Source organism: Streptomyces albiflavescens, assembly GCF_014645835.1.
GTDB lineage: Bacteria > Actinomycetota > Actinomycetes > Streptomycetales > Streptomycetaceae > Streptomyces > Streptomyces albiflavescens.
Window position 1 is genome coordinate 277207 of record NZ_BMMM01000007.1, and the last position, 25014, is coordinate 302220.

23 protein-coding genes and 3 pseudogenes are annotated in these 25014 nt (G+C 69.6%); 6 read left to right on the forward strand and 20 right to left on the reverse strand.

Features of this window, described 5'->3' with window-relative positions; all coding sequences use genetic code 11:
- Nucleotides 1-36: 36 nt before the first annotated feature.
- The 7 genes and pseudogenes from IEY95_RS21070 to IEY95_RS49155 form a co-directional block, all read right to left on the reverse strand.
- Nucleotides 37-2190 carry an FUSC family protein gene (locus tag IEY95_RS21070; RefSeq protein WP_229703189.1) on the reverse strand — a complete coding sequence of 718 codons (2154 nt, stop codon included), beginning with the start codon at nt 2188-2190 and terminating at the stop codon, nt 37-39.
- 545 nt (nt 2191-2735) lie between these two features.
- Nucleotides 2736-3149: pseudogene (locus IEY95_RS21075) on the reverse strand (DUF7873 family protein); the annotation flags it as partial.
- A 692-nt stretch (nt 3150-3841) separates the two neighbouring features.
- Nucleotides 3842-4297 (reverse strand): hypothetical protein, encoded by a 456-nt coding sequence (locus IEY95_RS21080; RefSeq protein ID WP_189187624.1) that lies wholly within the window; start codon nt 4295-4297, stop codon nt 3842-3844.
- A gap of 49 nt (nt 4298-4346) precedes the next feature.
- Nucleotides 4347-5534 carry an amidase domain-containing protein gene (locus IEY95_RS21085; RefSeq protein ID WP_189187625.1) on the reverse strand — a complete coding sequence of 396 codons (1188 nt, stop codon included), beginning with the start codon at nt 5532-5534 and terminating at the stop codon, nt 4347-4349.
- 175 nt (nt 5535-5709) lie between these two features.
- Nucleotides 5710-6669 (reverse strand): hypothetical protein, encoded by a 960-nt coding sequence (locus IEY95_RS21090; protein ID WP_189187626.1) that lies wholly within the window; start codon nt 6667-6669, stop codon nt 5710-5712.
- Nucleotides 6670-7028: 359 nt separating this feature from the next.
- Nucleotides 7029-7190, reverse strand: a pseudogene (locus IEY95_RS21095) (transposase); the annotation flags it as partial.
- Nucleotides 7181-7315 carry a lipocalin family protein gene (locus tag IEY95_RS49155; RefSeq protein ID WP_229703191.1) on the reverse strand — a complete coding sequence of 45 codons (135 nt, stop codon included), beginning with the start codon at nt 7313-7315 and terminating at the stop codon, nt 7181-7183. The gene IEY95_RS49155 and the pseudogene IEY95_RS21095, both read right to left, overlap by 10 nt.
- Before the next feature lie 339 nt (nt 7316-7654).
- Between IEY95_RS49155 and IEY95_RS21100 the strand changes: the two genes are divergently transcribed.
- Entirely contained in the window at nt 7655-8125 is a 471-nt protein-coding gene (locus IEY95_RS21100) for a RidA family protein (protein WP_189187627.1), read from the forward strand.
- 73 nt (nt 8126-8198) lie between these two features.
- Here the strand turns inward: IEY95_RS21100 and IEY95_RS21105 are convergent, their stop codons facing one another.
- Both IEY95_RS21105 and IEY95_RS21110 read right to left on the reverse strand, forming a co-directional pair.
- The gene (locus IEY95_RS21105; protein WP_189187628.1) at nt 8199-8936 is read right to left on the reverse strand and encodes an aspartate/glutamate racemase family protein; all 738 of its coding nucleotides are present in this window, start codon (nt 8934-8936) and stop codon (nt 8199-8201) included.
- A 2-nt stretch (nt 8937-8938) separates the two neighbouring features.
- Nucleotides 8939-10411 carry an NCS1 family nucleobase:cation symporter-1 gene (locus IEY95_RS21110; RefSeq protein ID WP_189187629.1) on the reverse strand — a complete coding sequence of 491 codons (1473 nt, stop codon included), beginning with the start codon at nt 10409-10411 and terminating at the stop codon, nt 8939-8941.
- A 158-nt stretch (nt 10412-10569) separates the two neighbouring features.
- On the opposite strand from IEY95_RS21110, the gene IEY95_RS21115 reads away from it, so the two are divergent.
- On the forward strand, nt 10570-11262 hold the full coding sequence (locus IEY95_RS21115) for a GntR family transcriptional regulator (RefSeq protein WP_189187630.1): 693 nt from the start codon (nt 10570-10572) through the stop codon (nt 11260-11262).
- Here IEY95_RS21115 and pip read toward each other — a convergent pair.
- The 3 genes and pseudogenes from pip to IEY95_RS21130 all read right to left on the reverse strand — a co-directional run.
- Nucleotides 11259-12227, reverse strand: a complete 969-nt coding sequence (gene pip / locus IEY95_RS21120) for a prolyl aminopeptidase (protein WP_189187631.1) — start codon at nt 12225-12227, stop codon at nt 11259-11261. The genes IEY95_RS21115 and pip overlap by 4 nt on opposite strands.
- A 9-nt stretch (nt 12228-12236) precedes the next feature.
- Complete coding sequence (locus IEY95_RS21125) at nt 12237-12992, reverse strand: uracil-DNA glycosylase (RefSeq protein WP_373294506.1); 756 nt, start codon at nt 12990-12992, stop codon at nt 12237-12239.
- Between the two features lie 140 nt (nt 12993-13132).
- Nucleotides 13133-13399: pseudogene (locus IEY95_RS21130) on the reverse strand (YfcC family protein); the annotation flags it as partial.
- A 101-nt stretch (nt 13400-13500) separates the two neighbouring features.
- On the opposite strand from IEY95_RS21130, the gene IEY95_RS21135 reads away from it, so the two are divergent.
- Complete coding sequence (locus tag IEY95_RS21135) at nt 13501-14061, forward strand: RNA-binding S4 domain-containing protein (RefSeq protein ID WP_189187633.1); 561 nt, start codon at nt 13501-13503, stop codon at nt 14059-14061.
- Nucleotides 14062-14226: 165 nt separating this feature from the next.
- Here the strand turns inward: IEY95_RS21135 and IEY95_RS21140 are convergent, their stop codons facing one another.
- From IEY95_RS21140 to IEY95_RS21150, 3 genes are all read right to left on the reverse strand, one after another.
- Nucleotides 14227-14676, reverse strand: a complete 450-nt coding sequence (locus IEY95_RS21140; RefSeq protein WP_189187634.1) for a DoxX family protein — start codon at nt 14674-14676, stop codon at nt 14227-14229.
- A gap of 316 nt (nt 14677-14992) precedes the next feature.
- A complete protein-coding gene (locus tag IEY95_RS21145) occupies nt 14993-15682 on the reverse strand; it encodes a class I SAM-dependent methyltransferase (RefSeq protein WP_189187635.1) in 690 nt (229 codons plus the stop codon).
- A 69-nt stretch (nt 15683-15751) separates the two neighbouring features.
- Nucleotides 15752-16738 (reverse strand): acyltransferase domain-containing protein, encoded by a 987-nt coding sequence (locus IEY95_RS21150; protein ID WP_229703195.1) that lies wholly within the window; start codon nt 16736-16738, stop codon nt 15752-15754.
- A gap of 94 nt (nt 16739-16832) precedes the next feature.
- Here IEY95_RS21150 and IEY95_RS49160 point away from each other — a divergent pair, with 94 nt between their 5' ends.
- Nucleotides 16833-17129, forward strand: coding sequence for a DUF6343 family protein (locus IEY95_RS49160; RefSeq protein ID WP_229703197.1), 297 nt, complete (start codon nt 16833-16835; stop codon nt 17127-17129).
- A gap of 7 nt (nt 17130-17136) precedes the next feature.
- On the opposite strand, the gene IEY95_RS21155 is transcribed toward IEY95_RS49160, so the two are convergent.
- The 4 genes from IEY95_RS21155 to IEY95_RS21170 form a co-directional block, all read right to left on the reverse strand.
- A complete protein-coding gene (locus IEY95_RS21155; RefSeq protein ID WP_189187637.1) occupies nt 17137-17517 on the reverse strand; it encodes a tetratricopeptide repeat protein in 381 nt (126 codons plus the stop codon).
- A 50-nt stretch (nt 17518-17567) separates the two neighbouring features.
- On the reverse strand, nt 17568-18176 hold the full coding sequence (coaE, locus tag IEY95_RS21160; protein ID WP_189187638.1) for a dephospho-CoA kinase: 609 nt from the start codon (nt 18174-18176) through the stop codon (nt 17568-17570).
- A gap of 60 nt (nt 18177-18236) precedes the next feature.
- A complete protein-coding gene (locus IEY95_RS21165) occupies nt 18237-19175 on the reverse strand; it encodes a PAC2 family protein (protein WP_189187639.1) in 939 nt (312 codons plus the stop codon).
- A gap of 199 nt (nt 19176-19374) precedes the next feature.
- On the reverse strand, nt 19375-20901 hold the full coding sequence (locus IEY95_RS21170) for a flavin monoamine oxidase family protein (RefSeq protein WP_229703220.1): 1527 nt from the start codon (nt 20899-20901) through the stop codon (nt 19375-19377).
- Nucleotides 20902-21201: 300 nt separating this feature from the next.
- On the opposite strand from IEY95_RS21170, the gene IEY95_RS21175 reads away from it, so the two are divergent.
- Nucleotides 21202-22164 (forward strand): right-handed parallel beta-helix repeat-containing protein, encoded by a 963-nt coding sequence (locus IEY95_RS21175; protein WP_189187641.1) that lies wholly within the window; start codon nt 21202-21204, stop codon nt 22162-22164.
- Between the two features lie 147 nt (nt 22165-22311).
- Here the strand turns inward: IEY95_RS21175 and rpsA are convergent, their stop codons facing one another.
- Nucleotides 22312-23808, reverse strand: a complete 1497-nt coding sequence (gene rpsA / locus IEY95_RS21180) for a 30S ribosomal protein S1 (RefSeq protein WP_189187642.1) — start codon at nt 23806-23808, stop codon at nt 22312-22314.
- 246 nt (nt 23809-24054) lie between these two features.
- Here rpsA and IEY95_RS21185 point away from each other — a divergent pair, with 246 nt between their 5' ends.
- Complete coding sequence (locus IEY95_RS21185; protein ID WP_229703199.1) at nt 24055-25005, forward strand: class I SAM-dependent methyltransferase; 951 nt, start codon at nt 24055-24057, stop codon at nt 25003-25005.
- Nucleotides 25006-25014 lie beyond the last annotated feature (9 nt).

A 25014-nucleotide genomic window follows, 5' to 3' on the forward strand; every position in this document is an offset into this window, starting at 1 on the left:
CGGGCGAGCTCTGGTGCGGGCGAGCTCTGGTGCGGGTCAGACGGCAGTGGGGAGCTGGAGCGGCTTGGGTATCAACAGCCCTGCCCGGTCCCGGCGTTCGCCCAGCTCGTCGAGGAGTTCGGCGATCCGCTCGGTGTGGTGAGGTGTGAGCCGCCCGGTGTCGTCGAGCTGGACGGCGCACGCCGTGGTCGTGTCCACGAGCCGTTCGAGGGTGGCCGCGACCTCGCACGCGCCCTCGGCATGCCGTGCCAGGGCGGGGAGTTCGGCGGCGGCGAGGTCGATCGCGGCGCGGGCCTCGGCCAGCGCCCGATAGGCCTCGCGCCGCAGGATCCACCGGCCGACCCGGTCGTCCTTCGCACGGGCGTCCGTCCGACCGTCGGCCAACGTGCGGGCGTCCGTCCGACCGTCCGTCCGACCGTCGGCCGGCGTACGGGCGTCCGTCCCACCATCGACCGTTGTACCGTCGTCCGTCCCACCATCGACCGTTGTACCGTCGTCCGTCCCACCATCGACCGTCGTACAGGCTTCCGTCCCACCGTCGACCGTCGTACGGGCGCCCGTCCCACCGTCGACCGTCGTACGGGCGCCCGTCCCACCGTCGGCCGTCGTACGGGCGTCCGTCCCACCATCGACCGTCGTGCGGTCGCTCAGCACATGCGCGAGATAGGCGTCCGCCGCCTCCGTGGCGCGCACGAGCCGCGCCCGCACCGTCCCCCCACGCTGCCCAAGCGCCGGCAGATGCCCCACGAGCAGCACGATCGCGCAGGCCAGCAACGTCTCGCCGATCCGGCTCCAGGAGGCCTGCGGCTCCCCTCCCACCATGACGAGCGCGAGCACGAGGACGGTGACGACGGCGGTCTGCGCGGCGAAGTGCCGCATGGCGACGGGAATCAGGGCGCCGCTGATCGCCACCAGGGCGACGAGTCCTTCCGGCCGCGGCAGCAGCGCGGCGAGCCCCGCGAAGACGACCGCGCCGAGCACGGTCCCCGCCGCCCGGCACAGCACGCGCGAGGCGAGCGGCCCGAGATCGGGCTTGACGAGAAAGACGGCGGTGGCGGGGAGCCAGTACCAGTGCGAGTGGTTCCCGTACCAGCGGGCCTGATGCAGGGCCTGCGCCACAGCCGCGCTGGCGCCGAAGCAGAGCGCGACTCGAAGCCCGTACTCGCGGCCTCCGGAACCGAGCGCGGTGCGTACGAGGGATGCGGCGGTACGGCGCCGGGTGTGCAGGGCGTCCGAGGCGCCGCCTCGGTCGAAGGCGTCGGCCGCGTGCAACAGCGCGTCGTCGAGGGCGCGCAGCGCGGGGGCGGACCGGGTCGGCGCGGGCACCGGCCCCGTGTGGGTGCCGGTGCGGACGGCGACGGCCAGCCGCCGCGGTCCTTCCGCCGCCCGAGCGGACACCGCCTCGCCCGCCCAGGCCAGCGCCGTCGCGGCCTCAGCGAGCGGCAACGCGGCGGCGTACTGCGCGTGCAGCCGCCGCTCGGCCGCGGAACTGGCGTACCGCCGCAGCCGGGGCCCGGTGAGCGCGTCCTGCGCGTGATCGAGCGCGGCGGTCAGCGCGACGCGCCGGGCGGTGGCATGGGGGCCGCCGGCGGAGTCCAGCAGATCGGCGATGGCGTCGTAAACGGCGGTCACGGCGTCCCGCTCCCCGTCGAACCGATAGTCCCCGGCGGTGACACCGGTCGTCGGCAGCGCGAGCCGCAGCGCGAGGAGCCAGCTCGCCCCCGAGAGAAAGAAGACCGCACGCTGCCAGCTCGGCTCGGGAAGCGGCATCCCGGCCCCGATGGCCGAGGCGACCAGCACCTGCGTCCCGGCCCCGGAGGCGACGGGCCCGACGGCGCTGACGGCTCCGGCGACGAGCCCGAGTCCGGTGAGGAGGAGGGTGAGCACCACAGCATGGACATGCTGCCCGGCATACGACCCGACGAGCAGCCCACCGGCCCCGGCGAGGGCGGGCACCCCCAGCCTCCTGACGGCGGCCCGCCGGCTCCCCGGCCGGTCGTTGATCCCGGCGAGCATGGCACCGAGCGCGGCGACTACCCCGAGGGAGGTCCGCCCGGCGAGGACGGCCACGAGGAGCAGCGGCCCGGCGGCCAGCGCTCCCCGGACCACCGCACTCCAGGGCACAGGGCCGCGCTGCGCGCGCAGGGCATGGGCGAGCCAGGGCGGTACGGCGACGCTGGGGAGTGACACGGGGCGCACGGGGCTCCTGTCGGACGAGGGCGGGCGGGGTGCCTTCGGGCGACGTCGGCCGGGCTGCTGTGATGTCTACGGTAGATCGAGTTGCTGGAGGAAACGGAACGGGCACGTTTCCGCGATGTGACACTTCACGAGGAAGCCGCGTTCTTTATGAACGCAATCGAGAGGAACACAATCGAGTGGAACGCAATCGCGAGGTGCGTAATCGAGGGTGGTCGGTCGGCCAGGACGACCCGTGATCGTCACTGAACGCGGAGCGGGCCATCGAGCTGCGCGGACTGGACTTGAACCAGCATTTCGGCGCACCGGGGCCTGGGCCAGGTCGATCCGGCGATCGGCGGCGAATACTGAGTCTGGAGCAAGAGTCTGAGATTGATCGCGGTCTGCCTCTGCCGGTTGGGCTACCGCGGCACGGGATGAATGCCGCGGGGAGGAGTCGAACCTCCACTGGAACCGCTCAGTCACGACAAGCTTCAGCTTCAGCTTGCGCTCCTCGCGCACCCCGGCCGTCTTGCGTGGTGGCCGGGGAGTCTTCAAGGCTACCCGAACAGGTAGCCGAACACGGCGTCACCGACCCTCTGGTCGACGACGTCGACGCCATTCGCCTCTTCCCGCGCGAACTTCACGGCCTGCTGCAACTTCTCGACACGATCGAGGAGTTCGTTCACGCGGCGGGCGGGCAGAGCCCCCGAGAACTTCACCGTCGTCCAATACCCGACCGGAATGTCCTCGTAGTACACCTCGACCTGAGCCGGATGCTTCTCGGTGGCCTCGGCCTTCACGTGATTGCGAGGCACCTTCTTCGTACGGAGCGTCCGCACGGGCTCGGTCTTCCAGGCATCGGTGGACGGGTCCTGCACCCAGGACTCGGAGGCGTCGAGAACGGGCAACTTCCTCACGAACGTGTGGAGATCGGTGAGCTGCTTCTCGAGGAACAGCAGATACGACACCGGACGAGGCCGACGAGCACGAGGCGTGGGCGCGCGGCACCGGGCTCAGCCGACTGACCAGCCCGGCCCAGCTCCTGAACTCCTGGGACGAGTTCTTCCCTGCACTGGAGCGCCTGCCCCGGTTCGACCGCGACCTGCGCGCCCTCGACCCGAAGTGGTTCCGGTCCGTCCGCGACCTCCTCGCCGACCTGCAGTCCACGGCCGCCGACCACTGGCATCTCGACCGCTCACCCGAACCCGACTGGCAGAACGCGCACATCACCCCCGAGGCGCAGACCCGGCGCCACTTATGCACCTTTCCGGACCCGGACCTCGCCGGCCAGGACGCGTGCTTCTCCTGGCACGGCCGCATGACACCGGGCAAGGGACGGCTGTACTTCCGGCTGGTACCCGAGCGGAAGGCCTTCCGCCTCGCCTGCGTCGGCACGATGCCGGGGAGCGACCGTCTGTCCTGACAGTAGATTTGGATCACTTCGGTGGTGGGATGCACGTGGCTCAGGGGGCTGATGTCGTCGGAGCACCGGCGGCGTACTGAAGTCGCGGGATACTGAAGGGCGGTGGAGCACTTCAGCCCGCCCCAGCTCCCGGCCCCTCCCCGGCGCGGAGCACGCACATCGGAACGTGAGTGGGTCCGGACACACCTCCGCCCGCCGTCGAGGTGCATCGTCGGTGGGCGGAGGCGTCGTCCCGGAGGGTCACGAGCCGGGCTTGTCGGTCGAGGAGGACTGCTTGCCCTTCCCGGTCGGCTGATGGGTGAAGACGGCCAGGTGCCACGCACCCTTGTCCCGCGTCACGGTGAAGGTGTCCCGCAACGGCTTGCCCGCCTTGTCCTCCGCAACGAGGCGAGCCGATCCGGTGTCCGGGCCCATGTCGTGGTCGATCTGGACGTTCTTGATCTTCCACCCCCGCCCGCCTCTGTCCGCGAGGATCTGCGCGGCCTCCTTCCTCGACCAGCTCTCGTCCTTGACGCCGCCGACTTCGATCAGCCCGGTGGCGCTGCGGTAGTTGAGAGCGTCCACGTAGGCTTCGACGGCCTGGCGTGCCCCGTCGGAGGATGCCGAGCTGGAGGGTTCGGCCTTGTCGTCATGGGACGAGCAGCCGGTTGCGACGGCCAAGGCGGCCAGCACGGCCAAGAGTCGTCGACGTTCCACAGCGCGCTCCTTGTTCATCTGCGGGTTCTCCTGTGGGGGCAGCAGCCTGTCAGGTGCGGTGTGCGTACCACCAGGCACGAGGGTGGTCGGACAGGAGCTTGCGGAGGCTTTTGTTGTGGGTGTCACCGGTGTGGTAGGTCAGGTACGGAGTGCCCTGGTACTTCTTCGTGACGATCATCGAGTGGTCGATGTTGTTGTTGCGGGTCCAGTCCGCCTGGAGCACGTCCGACTTGGCCAACTGCCATACGTTGCCCAGGATCTTGGTCCTCTTCGCGTGCTTCTTCGCGAACCAGTACCAGTTCTCGGCGCCCGCCCAGGTGTAGCTGGTGAAGACCGTCGACGGCCCGTAGAACCAGTACTTGTTGCTCGTCCGCTGAATGAGGGCGCCGCCCTTGGGACCCCACCCCCCGGCCAGCATCGCCTGGGAGATGAAGTTCGTGCAGTCGTTGCCGTAGGTGCGGTACGCGCCGTTGTGGTGGTCCCAGTACCTGTCGGCGTAGGCCACCATCTTGTTGTAGTTGTACGCGGCCGAGACCGCCGGCTTGACGAAGTCGACCGTGCTGTCGGGCAGCGGGGTGGTGTCGGACGCGTCCTCCTTGCCACCCTCGTCCTCGTCCGGTGTGCCGCCCCCGTTGTCGGCAGTGGTGTCGGCGTCCGCGTCCGACACCTGTGTCGTCGGCGTCGGACCGCCCCCGGTGTCGGCCCTGTCCGACGCCAACAGCCACGCACCGTCGGCGCCTTGAGTGAACTTCACCGTGTGCGGGAGCGACAGCTCCTCGTACTCCGGCGCCCCTTCTTCGACCTCCTGCGGCGTGAACGGGAGGCGGAGGCGCGTGTGTTCCGTGAGCTGAAGCGTCGCCGTGTCACCGGTGACGGTCGTGTCGTCGACCTTCACGTCGACTTGCGCCTGCGTGTAGCCGCCGTCGACTTCCTTGTACCGCTTGCCCTTCTCCGCGAGTGCGGCGAGATCGTCCTGCGCCTCGGCCGCCATGGAACGCGTGGCCTTGACCCGGACGATCGCGGCCCTGGCCGGGTGCGGAGACGTCGTCAGCATGTCGGCCCGCTGTTGCAAGTAGCCCTCGGCGACCCCAGCCAGCTCCGTGGTGTCGGTGCTCGCCGACGACGGCTCGGCAGCGGAGGCGGAAGCGGGCTGGGCGCCGGCCGGTATGTCGGCGAGTGCGAGAATCGCCGCCGCTGTGGCCGCGACGACGACGTATCTGTGGTGCGCGATGCGCATGAGACCCCCTGATCATGAGCTGACTGGTCGTGGTCAGCCCTGCGAGTCAAGAGATCCAATTCGAACGGTGCGTTCCCATATGGCAGGTTCTTGATCTCGGAATGTCTGGTTCCTCGTAGGTGAACCGCCGCAGTCAAGAGTTCGAGTACACCGGCGAGCCCGTTCGGCGGCTCGGTCACAGGGGGCCGAGATACTCCACCACAGGACGGCCCACCTGGGTCAGCAGAGGCACGGTATCCGGATCCATGACGATGCCGGTGATGAAGAGCCCGCTTCCTGCAATGACATGCACAATGCAGCCCACGAGCATGCCATCCCCCGTCCAGTCGAGCGTCAGCCCCAGCCCGAGGTAGATCAGACCGGCGACCACCACACTGGCCACCACCACTCCGAGGTCAAAGGCGAGCCCCCACACGACCGCCGGCCCCGGATTGGCCGAATACATGGTGTGAAGAGCGGATCCCGCGATCGGCAGCGGAAGTCCCACGGCAAGAAAGGTCACGAACGCCATGGCCCGGCCCTGCGGGCTTAGCGGCTTCCGGGGCCGCGCGGGGCGGCTCTGCGCGGGGCCGCTTCCCACAACTGGACGCCCGCTCGCGCCCGCACCCACCTCACCACTGTTCGAGGGGATCCGGGTGTCCCTCTTGCCACCGTCGGCCGGCTCCCACAAGGCAGCCTCGTGATTCCCGCCCGCCTTTTCGTCAGTGTCGCCCCGCACGGTCTCGCCCACCAGGACAGTCGCTCGCCCCTCCGCCCCGTGCGACTTCATCTCATCGCTCAGTTGGCGAAGCTCATCGCGTACGGCACCGAGCTCCACTTCCGCCCGCTCCAAGAGCTGAGCGAACTGCTCCGTTTCCCTTTCGTCCCGCACCGCATCCGCGGGTTCACTCGGGACGCTGGAAGCTCGCTCGCGCTCCTCCGCCCGTCGCTGCCGCGCAAGCTCCTGCTGTGCCTGGGCCAGCAGGACCTCGGCCTTCGCCCGTTCCCCCTCGGCCTCCCGCATCATCCGCTGGGCCTGCTCGACGCGCAGCGCGGCGTCCTCCGGTTTCTTCGAGAACTCGGCATGAGCCTCGGCCCGCCCCTCGGCCTTCGCCCTCCTCGCTGCTCTTCCAACTCCTCGCAGCGTGCGGCCCATTCCCCTACCGCACGCGCCAGCACCTGGACCACAACGTCGGCGCGTTCCCGCGCCTCGTGGGCTGCTCGCCCCTGGTCTTCCACTGTGAGGTATACGTGCGTCACATGCTGGTCGCCGCCGGACTGGTACACCTGCCCATGCTCCGAGGCACGACCCCAGGCTTCGGCTCGTCCACGAGCACCGGAGCCCCAGTTCTCCAGTCCGCTCATCGCTCGGTGATGCGCTGGTCACGGACCGACTGGTAGATGCGGCTGCTCCCCTCAGCCCGCGCTTCCAGGTGCACGCCCCCGCTGATTGTCTGACCTCCGGATCCCTGCTGCAACCGGTCCAGCAGCCCGCGCAGCTCATCGGCCGCTCCGCTTCTTCGACGTGCCGTTGCGTGAATTGCCCGAGCCCGCACCCGCCTTGTCGCCCTTCTCGTAGCCCAGGTGCTCGGTCAGCTCCGCCTCCAGCGCGCCCTCCAGCACCAGTTTCACCAACCCGGCCAGCAGCCCGCCCTCGCCGACCAGGTTCACCCTTCCTGGCGGGCCCGCTCGATCAACTGCTCGACCAGATCCGGGTCCAGCTGGGCCGCTCGCGCCAACTCCGCACCCGTTCTCACGCTGTTCGCGACGCTCTCGCGCGGGCCATCGTCCTTGATCGCCATGGTGGATCCTTCCCGGCAGAGGCGACACCTCATGCCAGACGGGCCACACCAGGGCTTACACGAAATTCAGGACAGTCCCCGATGGCACCGATCCCGAGGCGTGGGCCAGGCTGCGGCAGCTCAACCAGCACCTGGCGAGCGGGCCCAGAGGGCAGGCCAGCTGATGATGCTCTCGCTCCGGTCGAGTTTCGGTGTGCGTCCTGGGCACATCCCTGGTGCACTCCGCCGCCGCACCGCAGCACGGCAATCTCCGAAGCCGTTGCTTGGAAGATCGCGTAACCGGATGTCGGGCCCGGCAACGTCGGCAAAATCGGGTGCGGGCCCCTTCGCAAGCGTCGCATGATCGGAAGGTTGCTCGTCGGTCGAACATCAGGAGTCATTGTGGTCCAGGTCCAGCGCGTCACCGTCCCCAGCCTCTTCGCACCGCCCGTCTACTCCCACGCGTCCGTCGTCGAGGCCGGAACGAAGCTCGCCTTCCTCGCCGGGTCCGTGCCGCTCGACGCCGACGGGAAGATCGTCGGCGAGGGCGATCCCGTACGGCAGGCCGAGCAGGTCCTGGCCAACCTTGACGAGCAACTGCGGGCGGTCGGCAGCGACATGGCGCACGTCGTGTCGACGGACGTGTACGTCGTCGGCAGTGAGCCGGCGGTGCTCTCCGCGGTCTGGGATGTCGTCGAGGCGTCCGGGCTCAGCATCGGCCCGCACTCGTCGACACTGATCGGGGTGGCCTGCCTCGGTTACACCGGTCAGCTCGTGGAGATCACGGCGACCGCCGTCGTCCCCGATCGCGCCACGGAGGCTGGGGCCTAGCCCGAGCCCCCGCACCCGCACCCGCCCGAACCCGATGCGCAGGGGCGGCCGAACCACCCCGGTCGCCCCCAGATCACCCCGCCGGAGGTGAGCCCTCCGCCCCCGGCGCCCCCCACGTCCGCCGCTTCGGCACCGGCCGCGCATATCCCCCCGCCCGACTCGTCGTCAGCCCCAGCGACACCAGCGACTCCGCGAGCTTGACCGCCGCGGCCACCCCGTCGACGACGGGCAGACCCAGCTTCTCCCCCACCGCGCGTTGCAGTCCGGTCATCCCGGCGCAGCCGAGGACCAGTACCTCGGCCCCGGCTTCCCGGGCGCGCTCGGCGGCGCGCAGGAAGGCGGCTTCCGTGCGCTGGGCGTCTCCCAGGTCGAGGACGCCGAGGCCCGTGCCGACGACCGCGGCGCAGTTCCGCCCCACCCCCGCCGCTTCCAGGCTGTCCTCGATCTGACCGCACGACCGCTCCAGGGTGGTGACGACGCCGTACCGGCGGCCGAGCAGGCACGCGAGATGAGCGGCCGCCTCGGTGATGTCGACGACCGGTACGTCGACCAGCTCGCGCGCTCCCTCGCGTCCGTGCTCCCCGAACCCGGCCATGACCACGGCGTCGTACGGCTCCTGGTACCTCCGCAGGGTGTCGAGGACGGCCGCCGCCGAGAGGTAGCTGTCGAGCCAGCCCTCCGCGGACTCGGGTCCCCAGGCGGGGGTGAGTCCGAGCACGGTGGTGCCCGGGCCTGCGGCGGCCCGGGCACCTCGTACGATCTCCTCGGTCATCTCCTGCGTCGTATTGCAGTTGGTGACGACGATGCGCACGCTCAGCCCTCCACAGGGACGGGGGCCGGTTCCACGGCGGCGCGCTCCGCGCGGCACAGCACCGCGTACAGTCCGGCCGCGAGCGCCGTCCCGATGAACCAGGAGTACGGGGCAACGTCGCTGAAGTCCTTCACCAGGGCGAGGACCGCCGCCACCGCCGCCGAGGGCAGGAAGGCCCACAGCGCCTTGGGGTTGACGCCCTTGCGGTAGTAGTACCGCGATCCCGGCCGGGCGTCGAAGAGCTGCTCCACGTCGACGCGGCCGCGCTTGACCCAGTAGTAGTCGAGCATGATCACGCCGAACAGCGGTCCCAGGAAGGCGCCGAGGCCGCCGAGGAAGTAGTTGACGACGGTGGGGTTGGAGAAGAGGTTCCAGGGGGTCACGACCAGCGCGGCGACCGTGCTGATCATGCCGCCGACCTTGAAGGTGATCTTCTGCGGCCAGACGTTGGCGAGGTCGTACGCCGGGGAGACGAAGTTGGCGACGATGTTGACGCCCATGGTGGCGATGGCGAAGGTCAGGGCGCCGAGGACCAGGATCCAGGTGTTGCCGACCTTGGCGACGAGCAGCGCCGGGTCGGTGATGGCCTCGCCGAACGCCTCGATGGAGCCCGCCGTGACGATGACCGACACGATCACGAAGGCCGTGGAGTTGATGGGCAGGCCCCAGAAGTTGCCTCGCTTGACCGTCTTGTAGCTGGGCGCGAACCGCGAGAAGTCGCAGAAGTTGAGCATCAGCGTGCCGTAGGTGGCGAGGATGAGCCCGACCGCGCCGAACCACTGGCGCCACTGCTCGCCGACCGGGACGGGGTGCGGGGTCGAGGTGAGCGAGATGCTCCAGCCGGCCTTGGCGAGGACCCAGATGGCCAGCGCGATCATCACGAGCCAGATGGCCGGACCGCAGAAGTCCTGGAACTTGCGGACCGACTCCATGCCCTGGCTGATGATCATCGCCTGGATCAGCCACAGCGCGAGGAAGGACGTCCAGCCGAGCGCGTCCAGGCCGAGGAAGGAGTGGTGGGTCCACGACTCCAGGCCCGGCCAGGCGGCGAGCAGCATGACGTTGACGGCGACCGAGGCCAGATAGGTCTGGATGCCGTACCACATGATGGCGATGATCGCCCTGATCAGCGCGGGGATGTTGGCGCCCCAGACGCCGAAGCTGATGCGGCTCACGACGGGGAAGGGCACGCCGGTGCGCTGTCCGATACGGCCCATCAGGTTCATGCCGCCGTAGATGAGCACGAAGCCGACGAGCAGCGACGTGAAGATCTGCCAGACGTTCATGCCGAGGACCAACAGACCTGCGGCGAAGGTGTAGTTGCCGAGGTTGTGGACGTCGGACATCCACATGGCGAAGAGGTCGAAGACCTTCCAGTTGCGCTTCTCGGCCGGCGCGAGGTCTTCGTTGGTGAGGCGGGGGTCGGGGACGAAGGCTGGTGCGCCGGTGGCTTCGGCGCTGTCGGCGAGGGACACGGGGCCTCCATGGGCGAGGGGACGGGGGGCGGCCTGATGGAGCGCGGGGCATCTTTGGTATACCAAACTGCCTCATGGTCCCCCCGTCAACCGTTCTGACCGATGTCCGATCCGTTACGGCTCCGTAAAACACCCCTCGCGTCGGCGAAGATGGCCCCATGACGAAGATCGAACCCCTCGGAGCGGAACGGGAACCCCTCGGCGCGGTGCGTGAGCGCGTCCTGGCCGCGCTGCGGCAGGAGATCATCGCGGGGCGGCTGGGCCCTGGCGACCGTCTGGTGGAGCGCGAGCTGGCCGAGCGTTTCGGGGTCTCCCGGGTTCCGGTGCGCGAGGCGATCCGCGCGCTGGTCGCCGAGGGGTTCGTTCTCTTCGAGACGCCGCGTCGGACCGTCGTACGCCGTCTGACTCCGACCGATGTCAAGGAACTCTTCGAACTGCGCGAGGCCCTCGAGGTCTACGCGGCCGGACTCGCCGCGTCCCGCGCCACGGCAAAAGCTCTCGCGGAACTGCAGGAGTTGCTCGACCACGCGGCGACCGCCACCCGCGCGGACGACGCGGAGGCGATCACCGACATCAACACCCGCTTCCACGACCGCATCCTGGCCATGGCGGGCAACAGCCTGCTGATCTCCGTCATGGAACCGGTCGACGGCCGACTGCGCTGGCTCACCCGGCAGAACGAGGAGTGGCCCCAACTCCTCACCGAACACCGTGAGTTGTACGAGTCCATCGCGTCCGGTGACCCGGAGCGGGCCCGCGCGCACGCGCTCGCGCACGTCCAGGCCAACTACCGCTCGACGGTGCGGCACCTCTTCGGGGACGAAAGTGCTGCTGTCATCGACGGCAACTAGACCTTCCTTGCCGCGTACTTGGCCGTAGCCGCCACCAGCGCGTCCACCACCCCGGGAGCCCCCGCGTTGTGACCCACGTCGTCGACGACGACCAACTCGCTGCCGGGCCAGGCATGGTGAAGGCGCCAGACGATGCCCAGCAGATTCCCGAAGTCGAGGCTGCCCTGGACCAGCGTGCCGGGGATGCCTTTGAGCAGGGGTGCGTCGCGCAGGACGACGCCCTCGTCGTTGCCCGCTCCCAGGAAGTGGTCGTTGCCCCAGTAGTGCGTGACCGTGCGGGCGAAGCCCATGCGGAAAGCCGGGTCCTCGTAGCGCTCCACCGACCGCGGCGGCGCGGGGACGATCGCCGTCTCCCAGTCGGTCCAGGCGCGTGCCGCCCGGGCCCGCACCTGCGGATCGGGCGACTCGATCAGCCTGTTGTACGCAGCCGCGAGGTTCCCGTCACGCTCGTCCTCGGGCAGCCCGGCGAGGAACCGCGCGAAGGCCTCGGGGAAGATCTGGCCAAGTCCCCGGGTCAGCAGGGCGACTTCGGCGTTCGAACCGGTGGTCACCCCGGTCAGCACCAGCTCGGACACGGCGTCCGGATGCGTCTGCGCGTACCGCAGCCCGAGCGCCGACCCCCACGAGACCCCCCACACCAACCACCGGTCGATGCCCAAGTGGCCGCGCAGCAGCTCCAGGTCCCGGATCACATGAGCCGTCGTATGGACGCTCATGTCCGTCTCGTACGCGCTCGCGCTGGGCGTGGAGCGGCCGGCGCCGCGCTGATCGAGCAGGACGATGCGGTACGCCTCCGGGTCGCAGTACCGCCGGTACCAGGCACCGCACCCCGAGCCGGGGCCGCCGTGCAGCATCACCGCGGGCTTGCCGCGCGGGTTGCCGCAGACCTCCCAGTACACGCGGTTGCCGTCGCCGACGTCGAGCATTCCGTGGTCGTACGGTTCGATCTCCGGATAGGGGCCCATCGCGCGAGGCTAACCCTCGTACGGTCGTGTCGTCAGCCCCGCCGCCCGGGCCGCCGTGCTCAGCACGTCCCGCAGCATGGCGGGGGTCAGCCGCCCGGTGAAGGTGTTCCGTTGGCTGACGTGGAAGCACCCGAAGAGTTCGAGCCCGTCCAGGGACACATGGGCTCCATGCGCGAAGGCGGGCCGCGGCCGGGGCACGGTCCATCCCGCCTCGGCGAACGCGGGCAGCGCGGCCTGCCAACCGAAGGCCCCGAGCACCACCACCGCCCGCAGCGAGGGCCGCAGCAGCTCCAACTCCCGTACGAGCCAGGGCCGGCAGGTGTCCCGCTCCCCGGGCGTCGGCTTGTTGGCGGGTGGAGCACAGTGCACGGGCGAGGTGACGCGTACGCCGTACAGCTCCAGACCGTCGTCCGCGCTCACCGATGTTCCCCGCGACGCGAGCCCCACATCGTGCAGCGCCGCGTAGAGCACGTCTCCGGACCGGTCCCCCGTGAACATCCGCCCGGTCCGGTTTCCGCCGTGCGCGGCGGGTGCGAGTCCGACGATGAGCAGCGAGGCGTCGGCCGGTCCGAAGCCCGGGACCGGGCGACCCCAGTACGTCTGGTCGGCGAAGGCGGCGCGCTTGGTGCGAGCCACCTCCTCGCGCCATGCGACCAGGCGCGGACAGGCCCGGCACCCGGTGATCCGCGCGTCCAGTTCGACGATGCCCCTGCCGTCCGGCCCGTCGCCGTCCAGGCCCCTGCCGTCCGGCCCGTCGCCGTCCAGGCCCCTGCCGTCCGGCCCGTCGCCGTCCAGGCCCCTGCCGTCCGGCCCGTCGCCGTCCAGGCCCCTGCCGTCCGGGCCGTCGCCGTCGAGGCCCCTGCTGTCCATGGCTTCACCGTACGACCGGAACGTCACGGGCACGACTACGTCATCACAGCCCCCGCCGCCACGAACCCGCAGATCAGCAGGAGGAGGATCGCAAGGAGCGGCCAGATGAAGCGGAGGTACTTGTCGTAGCCGACCTTGGCCAGGGTCACACCGCCGATGGTCACCGCTGTCGTGGGGACCCAGAGGTTCGTCCAGCCACTGGCGGACTGCCAGGCGGTGACGACGACGGCACGGGAGACGCCCGCGAAGTCGGCGAGCGGGGCGAGAATCGGCATGGCGAGAGTCGCGTGGCCCGAGGAGGCCAAGCGAGATGTCCGCGGCGGAGGAGGCCACGCCCGTCGGGGTGGTCCGTGCGGCGGAAAATCCGCGCGGCCCGGCCGCCACGGAGGACTAAGGTCGAGACATGGCTTCTGACGATGCGGACGTCGACAAGGACGACGAGCAGGACAGCACGGACGGTACGAGTGGCGCACGCGGCTCGGCCGACCCGGTCTCCGCGGCCCGGGCCGCGGGTCCGTCGAGCGGCGAGAGTGTGCGGGTCGACAGCTGGATCTGGTCCGTCCGTCTCGTCAAGACCCGCTCGATGGGCGCCACCGCCTGCCGAGGCGGTCATGTCCGGGTGAACGGCGAGCGCGTCAAGCCCGCATACGCCGTGCGCGTCGGGGACGAGGTGCGGCTTCGGCACGATGGCCGGGAACGGGTCGTCGTCGTGAAGCGCGTGATCCGCAAACGGGTCGGTGCTCCCATCGCCGCCGAGTGCTACGTCGACAACAGCCCGCCGCCTCCGCCGCGCGAGGCTGTCGCCCCCGCGGGCATCCGCGACCGGGGTGCGGGGCGCCCGACCAAGCGGGACCGGCGTGAGCTGGAGCGCTTGCGGGGGCTTGCCCTCGGCTCCTCCGGTTTCTCTGGTTCCTCCGGCTCGTCCCGCTCCTCCGGCCGGGAGGGCGACGCCGACGGTTCCTGAAGGCCGGCCGGGGTTCGTCCGGCCGGCCGGGTTTCGAGGCACCCGGGCCGCTGGGGCGCCGGTTCCGGGGCGCTGGGGCGCCGGTTCCGAGGCCGTACGACGTCGAGGGCTCCCCCTGTGGATCTGGGGGAGCCCTCCGCCGTGCACGACCTACGGCCACGGCCGTCACGCCCGTCGGCGTACCAGGCGGAGCAGTTCTGTGGTGTGACTCCGCCGGGCCCACGCGATCAGGGCGAGCGGCAGAATCAGGATCAGCGGGGTCGCCACGTACGGGCCGTGGATGACGGTGACGTTCACGATGAACGCGCCGACCATCAGCGCGCTGAGCGCCACCGCCGCCACGGAGTCCAGCAGCGGGACCAGCAGAGCGAGGCCTCCGGCGAGTTCGAGTGCGCCGATGATGTACATGCCCGTGTGGCCCCAGCCCAGCTTGTCGAAGCCCTCGACGGCCGACGGGTGCGCGATCAGCTTGGGGAGGGCGCTCGCGATCGCGTAGAAGAGACCGAGGACGACCTGCAGGGCCGTGAGGGAGATGCGGGCGCGGCGGGCCCGGGGGGTGCCGGAGGCGGGCGCGACGGGGGTGACGGAGGTGAGGGGAGCGGTGGTCTCGGACATGGGGAGTCTCCTGTGTCAGCGGTAGCCGGTGCTTTCACAGAGATAGACCTGGGGAGCCTGCGGAACTCATCGGTGGGGGACGGGATTTGTTTCGCCCGGGGTCTCTCCCCCCTCCCCCTCCCCTCCCCCTGACCCCCGTTCGTTGAAGGGCTCGTCCTCAAACGCCGGACGTGCCGGATGCTGTCACCCACAGCCGAAGCCTGCCGGACTGGCCGGATGCTGCCCCCTCAGCCGGAGGAGCCGGACGCGCTGGATGACGCCGCAAACCTGCGAGCCGACGCCCACACACGTGACACCAGCGCTGCGCGGAAATGGCTCAGCCCTTCACCGCCCTCACCCACACACCGTCCTCCGTCAGATACTGGTCCACCCGCAGGCCCGCCTCCCCCAGCGCCCCCTCGAACTCGTCCTTCGTCAGCGGCCGAGCCCGGAACGTCTGGGTCCAGGTGGCGTCCGGGAACTCGTACTCCGCGCGGACGGAGTTCACCCCGTCGCCCACCGGCTCCGCCGACACGATCCGTAGGGTGAATCCGGAGGGGTCGACCCGTTCGCGAGGCACGTTCGTGTGGTAGTCCGCCCCCTCGCGCTGGATCAACACGCAGCCTTCCTCGGTCACATGACGAGTGCACGTCTCCAGGAACGCCTGGCGCTCCGCGGCGTCCCCGGTGTGCACGAGGAACGACGCGAGCATCACGACGTCGAACGTCTCGCCCAGGTCGAGGTCCTCGACCGTACTGCGTATCGTGCGCGCTCCGCGGACCCGCTCCAGCATCTCGGCGGACTCGTCCACGGCCGTGATCGTGAACCCGCGCTCCAGGAGCGGGTGGGTCATCCGTCCGACCCCGCTGCCCAGTTCCAGGATGTGCGCGCCCGCGGGCACCGCCGCGGTGATGATGTCCGGCTCCTCCCCGATGGGCAGGCGCGCGTAGAGCTCGACCGCGCAGCCGTCCGGTGTGATGGCACCGGGTCCGGTTCCTTCGTGTCCCTGACGCTTCTCGATCCTCATATCCGTCCAACGGGCGGCCCTCGTCAGCCCGTTCCCGCCCCGCGCTCATTCACTCGTTCGAGTGGTGAACTACAGAGCGAACCATCCTTGCCCGCCGTACCAGTGCCCGCCGGCGCGCAGATGGTCCCCCACCGCCCGCTCGACGCTGTTGCGCCGGGGCAGCTCGTCCACCGGCAGCTCAGGATCGCCGAAGACGAAGCCGACGGGCACCCCGTCGTCCGGGGTCTTCTCCTCGTACGCGGCCTGGAAGCGGTCCTGGAAGCGGATGATGTTGGACTCGGCCGGCAGATACCGCTTGAGCTGCGGGTCGAGCAGCCAGGAGTGGCACACGGCGACTTCGTAGCGCTCGTCGGGGTAGTGGCGGGCGAAGAACTCCCGTGCCAGCGCGAGCGACCGGTCGCAGGCGGTGGGTGACAGGGGGCCGCGGAAGTCGGTGATGTGCAGGCTCAGGCAGGGGTCGCCGGGGCCCAGTCCCAGGCCGGCCGCCGCGACGGCCCCACCGGTGTGCCGGCCCAGTCGCGCCCGCTGGAACTGCAGTCGGCCAAGCTGGAAGAGCTCTCCGTGGAAGTGCAGGGCGATCCACCAGGGGAACAGCAACCCCGGCGAACCGATCCTTCTGTGGTGCACGGCCACATGGCGGCCGAGGTCGGCGAGGGTGTGCCGGGACACGTCCTCCGGGACGCCGCGCTCCCGGTGATAGGCGCGCACATACGGAAGCGCCGCGATGAAGACGTACGCATGGAAGCAGCGCCCGAGCGCACCCGTCGAGGCGGGGAACGCGGGCGGCTCCCAGCCCTTTCCTATCTCCCCCATGTCCCGTACGAAGCGTCCGACGCAGCGCGCGAGGAGCGTCATCGCCTCCGGGTCCGCCGCCAACCGGGAGCGCGTCGCGACGAGTTCATTGATGTGCTCGTGGGCCACGGTCAGGTCGAGCAGGACGTCGGGCAGCTCGTCCACGTCCGGAAGCACCGCTTCCACCTGGGGCGTGCCCTCGCTCTCCAGGTCCCTCAGCCACTCCGCGAGCCTCGCGTCCGCCCGCAGTGCCTCCAGCAGCACCGTCGCCTCCCCGCGTCGGTCGTCGGTCCGACCGCTCTCCCTTGGTGAACGTGCACCACGAAGAGTACGTTTCCCAGTAGGAGTAGTGATCCCGATGCGTACGGGCAGTGAACCGACGACAGCGCGCAGTGCTCTGCGGCTGCGCTTCTGGCTGAGCCTGTGGGGTCTGATCTGGGCGATCTTCGGGACGGCCGCGTTCGCGCTGGCCGGGCGGCCCGGGTGGGCGGTCGCGTGCGGCGTGCTGTGGCTGATTGTCACCGTGGACATGACGATGATCCTGCGGCACATCCACCAGGGGCCGCACTACCAGCCGGGCCGCGACGTCCCGCCCTACTCGCCGCCGGAGAGCGGCCTCCCGCCGTATCGGCCGAGGCAGCGCCGGCACCCGTAGCCGAGCGTCACGTCTCGAAACGCGCCGCTTCCAGGTACTGCGGCTTCGGGTCGAGCGCCGCCGCCAGCCTGAAGTGCCGCTTCGCCTGCTCGGGGCGGCGCTGGCGCTCGTAGGTGCGGGCGAGCGCGAAGTGCGCGAACGCGTTGTCCGGCTCGCGCTCCAGGACGATCGTGAACTCCAGCTCGGCGGGGCGCAGTTGCGCGGCGGCGAAGAAGGCACGCGCGCGCAGCAGCCGGGCTGCGGTGTTCTCCGGATGCGCGGCGATGACTGAGTCGAGCAGCTTCACCGCGCCCCGGGGGTCCCGCGCGTCGAGCAGTCGCTCGGCGGCGCGGAAGTCGATGACATGCGTCTCCGGAGTACGTCCGGTCGAACCGCTGGTCTCGGGCACGGCAGAGTCCTTCCCTCACTGCAAGGGTTCAACGCCCCCACAGGGGGCCGCTATTCCTGGGGCTGGTGGGCCCTGCGGACGAGATCGGTCCATACATCCCGTACGCGCCGCTGCAACTCCTCCAGGGGCACGTCGTTGTCGATGACGATGTCAGCGATCTCCAGGCGCTTCTCGCGCGGGGCCTGGGCGGCCATGCGCGCGCGGGCGTCATCCTCGGCCATGCCGCGCAGCCGTACGAGGCGGTCGAGCTGCGTTTCGGGGCTTGCGTCGACGACGATCACGAGGTCGTACAGCGGAGCGAGGCTGTTCTCGGCGAGCAGGGGCACGTCGTGGACGACGACGGCCTCTTCGGAGGCGGCGTCTTCGAGCTCGCGGGAGCGGAGGCCCACCAGGGGGTGCACGATCGAATTGAGGACGGCGAGTTTCTCCGGGTCGGCGAAGACGATCGAGCCCAGCTTGGGCCGGTCCAGGCTGCCGTCCGCTGCGAGCACGCCCTCGCCGAAGGCGTCGACGACAGCCGCGAGCCCGGGAGTTCCGGGTGCGACGACCTCCCGTGCGATCATGTCCGCGTCGATCAGCACCGCGCCGTGCTCGACGAGCAGCCGCGACACTTCGCTCTTGCCGGCGCCGATACCACCGGTCAGGCCCACCTTCAGCATGCCCAGCAGCTTAGGGCCTGCCGCTGACAGGCCCTTCGACAGGGAGCCCTGGAGCGACGCCTAGGCGTCGCCCTCCCGCTCCGCCAGGAACCGCTCGAACTCCAAACCGATCTCGTCCGCCGACGGGATGTCCACCGGTTCCGCGAGCATGTTGCCGCGCGTCTCGGCGCCCGCCGCGGCGTCGTACTGGTGCTCGAGGCCCTGGACGAGGGCGACGAGCTCTTCGTCGCCCTCCTGGATCTGGCGGTCGATCTCCGTCTGCGTGCGGTGCGCCTCCGTGCGCAGGGAGTGCGCGATACCGGGGAGCACCAGGCCGGTCGCGGCCGTGATGGACTCCAGGACCGTCAGCGCGGCGTCCGGGTACGGGGAACGGGCGATGTAGTGCGGCACGTGCGCGGCGACGCCGAGGACGTCGTGTCCGGCCTCCATGAGGCGGTATTCGACGAGGGACTCGGCGCTTCCGGGGACCTGCGCCTCGTCGAAGGGGCTGCGGTGGCCGGGCACCAGCTCGTTGCGGTTGCCATGCGGGGTGAGGCCCACGGGGCGGGTGTGCGGGACGCCCATGGGGATGCCGTGGAAGTTCACGGAAAGGCGGACGCCGAGCCGCTCCACGATCTGCTCGACGGCGGCGGCGAAGCGCTCCCACTCCACGTCCGGCTCGGGGCCGGACAGCAACAGGAAGGGCGCCCCCGTCGCGTCCTGCACGAGACGTACGTCGAGCGTGGGCTCTTCGTAGTCGGTCCAGCGGTCGCGCTTGAACGTCAGCAGCGGGCGCCGGGCCCGGTAGTCCACGAGACGGTCGTGGTCGAAACGGGCCACGACCTGGTGGGGCAGCGAGTCGAGCAGCCGGTCGACGATCTGGTCGCCGGTCTCGCCCGCGTCGATGTATCCGTCGAAGTGGTAGAGCATGACAAGACCGGCCGACTCCTGAGCGAGCGCCACGTCGACAACGGCCAAGCCCTTCGGCTCCCATGCGTACAAACCCTGCGGATCAAGCACTGTGACCGCTCCTCCTCGTGTTCGTACTGCACAACGTGGTGCGGAGCGCGGGCATTCCCGCCCGCGCTCCGCACCGCCGCCTCTTACCGACTTCTCAGCCGCCACGAGCGGCTGGAAAGACATCCGCGGACGGTTGCCGAGTCATCCACAGAGGGCCCTCGAGGCATCCACTGATGGCTACCAGGACAGCACGCGCGTGTTACGAGGACAGCACGCGCGCGTGCAGCGCGGTGACCGCCTTGCGGGCGGAGGTGAAGGCGCCGTGCTGCCAGGCATCGGTATAGCTGAGCCAGTCGCCCGCGAAGTAGACCCGCCCTGTGGGCTCGTTCAGCGGCTTGTAGCGGGCGTCGTCGGGCCCACCGGGGGTGTCGTGCCAGGCGGCCTCCAGGTGGGGCGTCTGGCGCCAGTGGTGCGAGAAGGAGGACGCGAGTTCGGTGCGGTACTTCTCGCCGTAGATCTTCACCCCCGCGGCCACCGCGCGCTTCTCGCGCTCCTCGGGGGTGAGTTTCGCGTACGAGTCGGCGTCGTCGCCGTAGTTGTAGTAGCCGATCAGCACACCGCGCTCGCCGTGGAAGCCGTACGAGGGGTGCCAGATGTGGGTGATGTCCTGGTCGGTCTCGGTGATACCGCCGTAGATCTTGTGATCAAGCTCCCACCAGCGCGAGCGGTACTCCAGACCGATCTTGGCCGCCGACGAGGGGGTGATCGCCTCCAGGGCGCTCTGCACTCCGGAGCCGAGGTTGTGCGGGATCTTGGCGAGGATGTTGGGCGGCAGGGCACCGATGCAGTAGTCGGCCTCGATGGACTTCGTACGGCCGCCCTGGGTGTAAGTGACGGTGACGCCACTCCCCTTGTCGGTGATTTTGGAGACCGCGGCGCCTGTCCGGATGCGGTGGGACCCGATCGCCTTCGTGAGCGCTTTCGGTATCTGGTCCATGCCGCCCACCGGTTGGAACATCAGCATCGCCTGGTCGAAGCCGAACTCGAAGGAGAAGTAGCGGCCGACGCCGGTGGCGAAGACCTCGGAGGCGGTGGGGATGTCGCCGAGGAGCACACCGGGGGTTCCCGCGGCGGCGGGGACGGTGGTGTAGCCGCGGCGCTCTCCGCCTTCGTAGGTCAGCTTGTCGCCGAGTTCACCGAAGTCCTTGAGGAACTCGACGAGTTTCTCCTGGTCGGTGGCGGTCAGCTCCTTGTCGAGAGCGCCCTTGCCGGTGGCCTTGGCGAGCAGTTCGGAGACGTAGCCGTAGACATCGGCCTTGGCGGTGCGATACCGCATCGGCTTGGTCATGCCGGTCGACTCGTTGTAGAGGTACGCGTCCGCGTTCGTGTTCGTGAACACCTCGATCGGGACGCCGAGTTCGCGGCAGTAGTCGAGGGTGACCATCCACTGTGGAAGGCGGGCGGGGCCCGCGTTCATGTAGTGGCCCTCGCCGAAGCGGGCCGTCTGCGTGTTGCCGTAGAGGTCGGTGGTCGTATCGCCGCCGCGCACCGTGAAGTTGCGGCCGCCGGTGCGGTCTCTGGCCTCCAGGACCGTACAGTCGTAGCCCGCCTTGCCGAGCTCGTACGCGGACGCGAGTCCGGCGATGCCGCCGCCGACGATGACGACCTTGGCGGCGCCGCGCCCGGTGAGCGTGAAATCGCTCGACTTCGGTGCATGGAAGGGCTGTTCACGTCCCGCGGCCTGCGCGGTGGGCGCGAGGCCGAGGGCGCCCATGGTGGCGAACATCGCGCCCGCCCCACTGGTGAGACCCACAGTGCGGAGAAAGGCGCGCCGGCTCGCATCGGTGGATCGTCGCTGTGCTGCCATGACTTCGGCTCCCCTCACGATCTTGAATGACCCGGGGATCCTGGCAACGCCCTGTTACAGCGCTGGAGTTACTCGTGTATCTGCCACGTTTCTCTCCCCGCACACCCGGACCGGTCCAGACCTTGACGCGGGCATGCAGCATCCGTACGTTCATGTAGGCACCCAGAGTTCACGTACGAGAACAAACTTCTATGCGAACCGACGGGAAGGTCCCCCCACATGCGTATCCGGCGCACGCTCCTCCTCCCCCTGCTCGCCACGACGGCGGCCACGGTCGGCGCAGCCCTGACCGCTCCACCGGCCGAGGCCGCCCAGGTCATCGAGGTCTCCACCGCCGCCCAGCTGAAGTCCGCGCTCACCTCGGCGTCCCCCGGCGACACGATCCACCTCGCCGACGGCACCTACACGGGCAACTTCAAGACGTCGAAGGCGGCGAGCTCCGGCTCCCGCATCACCCTCGCCGGGTCCTCGAAGGCCGTCCTCAGGGCAAGCGGCGGCTACGGCCTCCATCTCGACGGCGCCTCGTACTGGACGGTCCAGGGCCTCACCGTCACCGGCGGACAGAAAGGCATCATGATCGATTCGGCGAAGGGCGTCGTCGTCGACACGGTCACCGTCCACGGACTCGGCATGGAGGGCGTCCACTTCCGCAACTCCAGCACGGACGGCGTGATCAAGAACTCGAAGATCTACGACACCGGCAACGACGGCCGTGGCATGGGCGAGGGCGTGTACGTCGGAACGGCCGGCGGAACCTCCGACAAGAGCGACCGCATCCAGATCACCGGCAACACGATCGGCCCGGACGTGGGCGGGGAGAACGTCGACATCAAGGAGGGCACCACCGGCGCCCGCATCACCGGCAACACCTTCGACGGCAGCGGCCTCACCGGCGCCAACTACGACGACTCCTGGGTCGATGTAAAGGGCAACGACGTCCTTGTGGAGAACAACAAGGGCAGGTCCACGACGAACGACGGCTACGAGACCCACACCCAGCAGTCCGGCTGGGGCTGCGGCACGGTGTTCCGCGGCAACACCTCGGACCTGACGGGCGCGACCGGCGACAAACAGCTCGCGATCAACGTGACCAACTCCAGCGCGAGCTGCAGGACGACCGTCTACGCGTCGAACACGGTGACGGGAGGCAGGGGCCTCACCAACATCACGGTCACTCCATAGCGCCGTCCGGGTGAGCGCCCCCGCAGAGGCGCGGGAACCGCGCGATCAGCCCCCTCGAACCCGGGGACCCAACAAAAAGACGGTGGGCCGCACCCCTCAGGGGGTGCGGCCCACCGACCAGCTACTGCCTAGCGGAACCTACTCGGTTCAGCTCTGGCCACCCGCGAGCTTCTCGCGAAGCGCGGCGAGGGCCTCGTCCGACGCCAGGGCGCCGGAGGTGTCGTCCGACTCCGAGGAGTACGAACCGCCGCCGGCGGCGGCCGGAGCCGCACCCGCGTCGCCGCCCTCGGCCGCCGCCTGGGCGTCGGCCTCGCGGGACTTGATGACCTGCGCCTGGTGCTGCTCGAAGCGCTGCTGCGCCTCGGCGTACTGGTGCTCCCAGGCCTCGCGCTGGGTCTCGTAGCCCTCGAGCCAGTCGTTGGTCTCGGGGTCGAAGCCCTCGGGGTAGATGTAGTTGCCCTGGTCGTCGTACGACGCGGCCATGCCGTACAGGGTCGGGTCGAACTCGACCGAGGCCGGGTCGGCACCGAAGGACTCGTTGGCCTGCTTCAGCGAGAGGCTGATGCGACGACGCTCGAGGTCGATGTCGATGACCTTGACGAAGATCTCGTCGTTGACCTGGACGACCTGCTCCGGGATCTCCACGTGGCGCTCGGCCAGCTCGGAGATGTGGACCAGACCCTCGATGCCCTCGTCCACGCGGACGAACGCACCGAACGGAACGAGCTTGGTGACCTTACCCGGGACGACCTGACCGATCTGGTGCGTACGGGCGAACTGCTGCCACGGGTCTTCCTGCGTCGCCTTGAGCGACAGGGAGACGCGCTCGCGGTCCATGTCGACGTCGAGGACCTCGACGGTGACTTCCTGGCCGACCTCGACAACCTCGGAGGGGTGGTCGATGTGCTTCCAGGAGAGCTCGGAGACGTGCACGAGACCGTCGACGCCACCCAGGTCCACGAAGGCACCGAAGTTGACGATCGAGGACACGACGCCGGAGCGGACCTGACCCTTCTGAAGGGTGGTGAGGAACGTCTGGCGAACCTCGGACTGGGTCTGCTCCAGCCAGGCGCGGCGGGACAGGACCACGTTGTTGCGGTTCTTGTCCAGCTCGATGATCTTCGCCTCGAGCTCCTTGCCCACGTAGGGCTGGAGGTCGCGGACACGGCGCATCTCGACGAGAGAAGCCGGCAGGAAGCCACGGAGGCCGATGTCGAGGATGAGACCACCCTTGACGACCTCGATGACGGTACCGGTGACGATGCCGTCCTCTTCCTTGATCTTCTCGATGGTGCCCCAGGCGCGCTCGTACTGGGCGCGCTTCTTCGAGAGGATCAGGCGGCCTTCCTTGTCCTCCTTCTGGAGGACCAGGGCTTCGATCTCGTCGCCGACGGCCACGACCTCGTTCGGGTCGACGTCGTGCTTGATCGAGAGCTCGCGGCTCGGGATGACACCTTCGGTCTTGTAACCGATGTCGAGCAGGACCTCGTCCCGGTCGACCTTCACGATGACGCCGTCGACGATGTCGCCGTCGTTGAAGTACTTGATCGTCTCGTCGATCGCGGCGAGGAAGGCTTCCTCGTTACCGATGTCGTTGACCGCAACCTGCGGGGTGGTGGCGGTGGTCTCGGTGCTGCTCGTCATGTGGGAAAGGGCTCCGGTACGGACGGTGAGTCGTAGGTACTGCTTACGCCGGGAGCCCGTTTCGCTCTGCAGAAGGCCGGACAGCCAAGGAAGCGCCCGGCCTGGACGGTGCTTTTACAAACACACGCCAGTGGCGCCTCGAAAACCGAGGGGACATACATACAGATGCGAGCGCAGCCTGCTACGTCTGAGGAGCGCAGGCCCGCAGCGCAACTTGTAGCATACGGGGGCAGCCGGGCAGGGTCAATGCGCGAAGGCGCACACCCGGGGCGGATCCCCGCATACCCGGCACAAAACCTGTCTCATGAGGCCACGCGGGCCACGGCGCGTCTCTGGCGTGACATCCCGAGACGGGTTGGACGGAAGAGTACGACGAGGGAGCCGATCATCCAAGAGCCCGAACCGTTCGAGCCCGAAGCCACCCGACGCGAAGCGGGCGTCACGGAGAGTTCCCGCGCCAATCGTGGCTGGTGGGACCGGAACGCGGACGAGTACCAGGTCGAGCACGGCACGTTCCTCGGCGACGACCGCTTCGTATGGGGTCCCGAGGGCCTCGACGAGGTGGAGGCCGAGCTGCTCGGCCCGCCGGAGGATCTGAAGGGCAAGGACGTCCTGGAGATCGGTGCCGGCGCGGCCCAGTGCTCGCGCTGGCTGGCCGGCCAGGGGGCGCGGCCGGTGGCCCTGGACCTCTCCCACCGCCAGCTCCAGCACGCGCTGCGCATCGGCGGTTCCGTGCCGCTCGTGGAGGCGGACGCGGGCGCCCTCCCGTTCGCCGACGGATCCTTCGACCTCGCGTGCTCGGCCTACGGCGCGCTGCCGTTCGTCGCCGACCCGGTCCGCGTCCTGCGGGAGGTGCGCCGGGTGCTGCGCCCCGGGGGCCGCTTCGTCTTCTCGGTGACGCATCCGATCCGCTGGGCGTTCCCGGACGAGCCGGGCCCCGAGGGGTTGAGCGTCTCCGCCTCCTACTTCGACCGCACTCCGTATGTGGAGCAGGACGAGGAGGGCCGCGCGGTGTACGTCGAGCACCACAGGACGATCGGCGACCGCGTCCGCGATGTCGTGGCCGGCGGGTTCCGCCTGGTCGACCTCGTCGAGCCGGAGTGGCCCGCCTGGAACACCCAGGAGTGGGGCGGCTGGTCCCCGCTGCGCGGGAATCTGATACCGGGGACGGCGATCTTCGTCTGCGAGCGCGACTGAGGACACGGA

Excerpts from the sequence above, each read along its gene's own strand:
- IEY95_RS21085 (WP_189187625.1), bottom strand. The coding sequence starts at position 5,534 with ATGCGCATCGCGCACCACAGATACGTCGTCGTCGCGGCCACAGCGGCG.
- IEY95_RS21090 (WP_189187626.1), bottom strand. The coding sequence starts at position 6,669 with ATGGGCCGCACGCTGCGAGGAGTTGGAAGAGCAGCGAGGAGGGCGAAG.
- IEY95_RS49155 (WP_229703191.1), bottom strand. The coding sequence starts at position 7,315 with ATGGCGATCAAGGACGATGGCCCGCGCGAGAGCGTCGCGAACAGCGTG.
- IEY95_RS21100 (WP_189187627.1), top strand. The coding sequence starts at position 7,655 with ATGATCGGAAGGTTGCTCGTCGGTCGAACATCAGGAGTCATTGTGGTC.
- IEY95_RS21115 (WP_189187630.1), top strand. The coding sequence starts at position 10,570 with ATGACGAAGATCGAACCCCTCGGAGCGGAACGGGAACCCCTCGGCGCG.
- pip (WP_189187631.1), bottom strand. The coding sequence starts at position 12,227 with ATGGGCCCCTATCCGGAGATCGAACCGTACGACCACGGAATGCTCGAC.
- IEY95_RS21135 (WP_189187633.1), top strand. The coding sequence starts at position 13,501 with ATGGCTTCTGACGATGCGGACGTCGACAAGGACGACGAGCAGGACAGC.
- IEY95_RS21140 (WP_189187634.1), bottom strand. The coding sequence starts at position 14,676 with ATGTCCGAGACCACCGCTCCCCTCACCTCCGTCACCCCCGTCGCGCCC.
- IEY95_RS21145 (WP_189187635.1), bottom strand. The coding sequence starts at position 15,682 with ATGAGGATCGAGAAGCGTCAGGGACACGAAGGAACCGGACCCGGTGCC.
- IEY95_RS49160 (WP_229703197.1), top strand. The coding sequence starts at position 16,833 with ATGCGTACGGGCAGTGAACCGACGACAGCGCGCAGTGCTCTGCGGCTG.
- coaE (WP_189187638.1), bottom strand. The coding sequence starts at position 18,176 with ATGCTGAAGGTGGGCCTGACCGGTGGTATCGGCGCCGGCAAGAGCGAA.
- IEY95_RS21170 (WP_229703220.1), bottom strand. The coding sequence starts at position 20,901 with ATGTTCGCCACCATGGGCGCCCTCGGCCTCGCGCCCACCGCGCAGGCC.
- IEY95_RS21175 (WP_189187641.1), top strand. The coding sequence starts at position 21,202 with ATGCGTATCCGGCGCACGCTCCTCCTCCCCCTGCTCGCCACGACGGCG.
- rpsA (WP_189187642.1), bottom strand. The coding sequence starts at position 23,808 with ATGACGAGCAGCACCGAGACCACCGCCACCACCCCGCAGGTTGCGGTC.
- IEY95_RS21185 (WP_229703199.1), top strand. The coding sequence starts at position 24,055 with ATGCGCGAAGGCGCACACCCGGGGCGGATCCCCGCATACCCGGCACAA.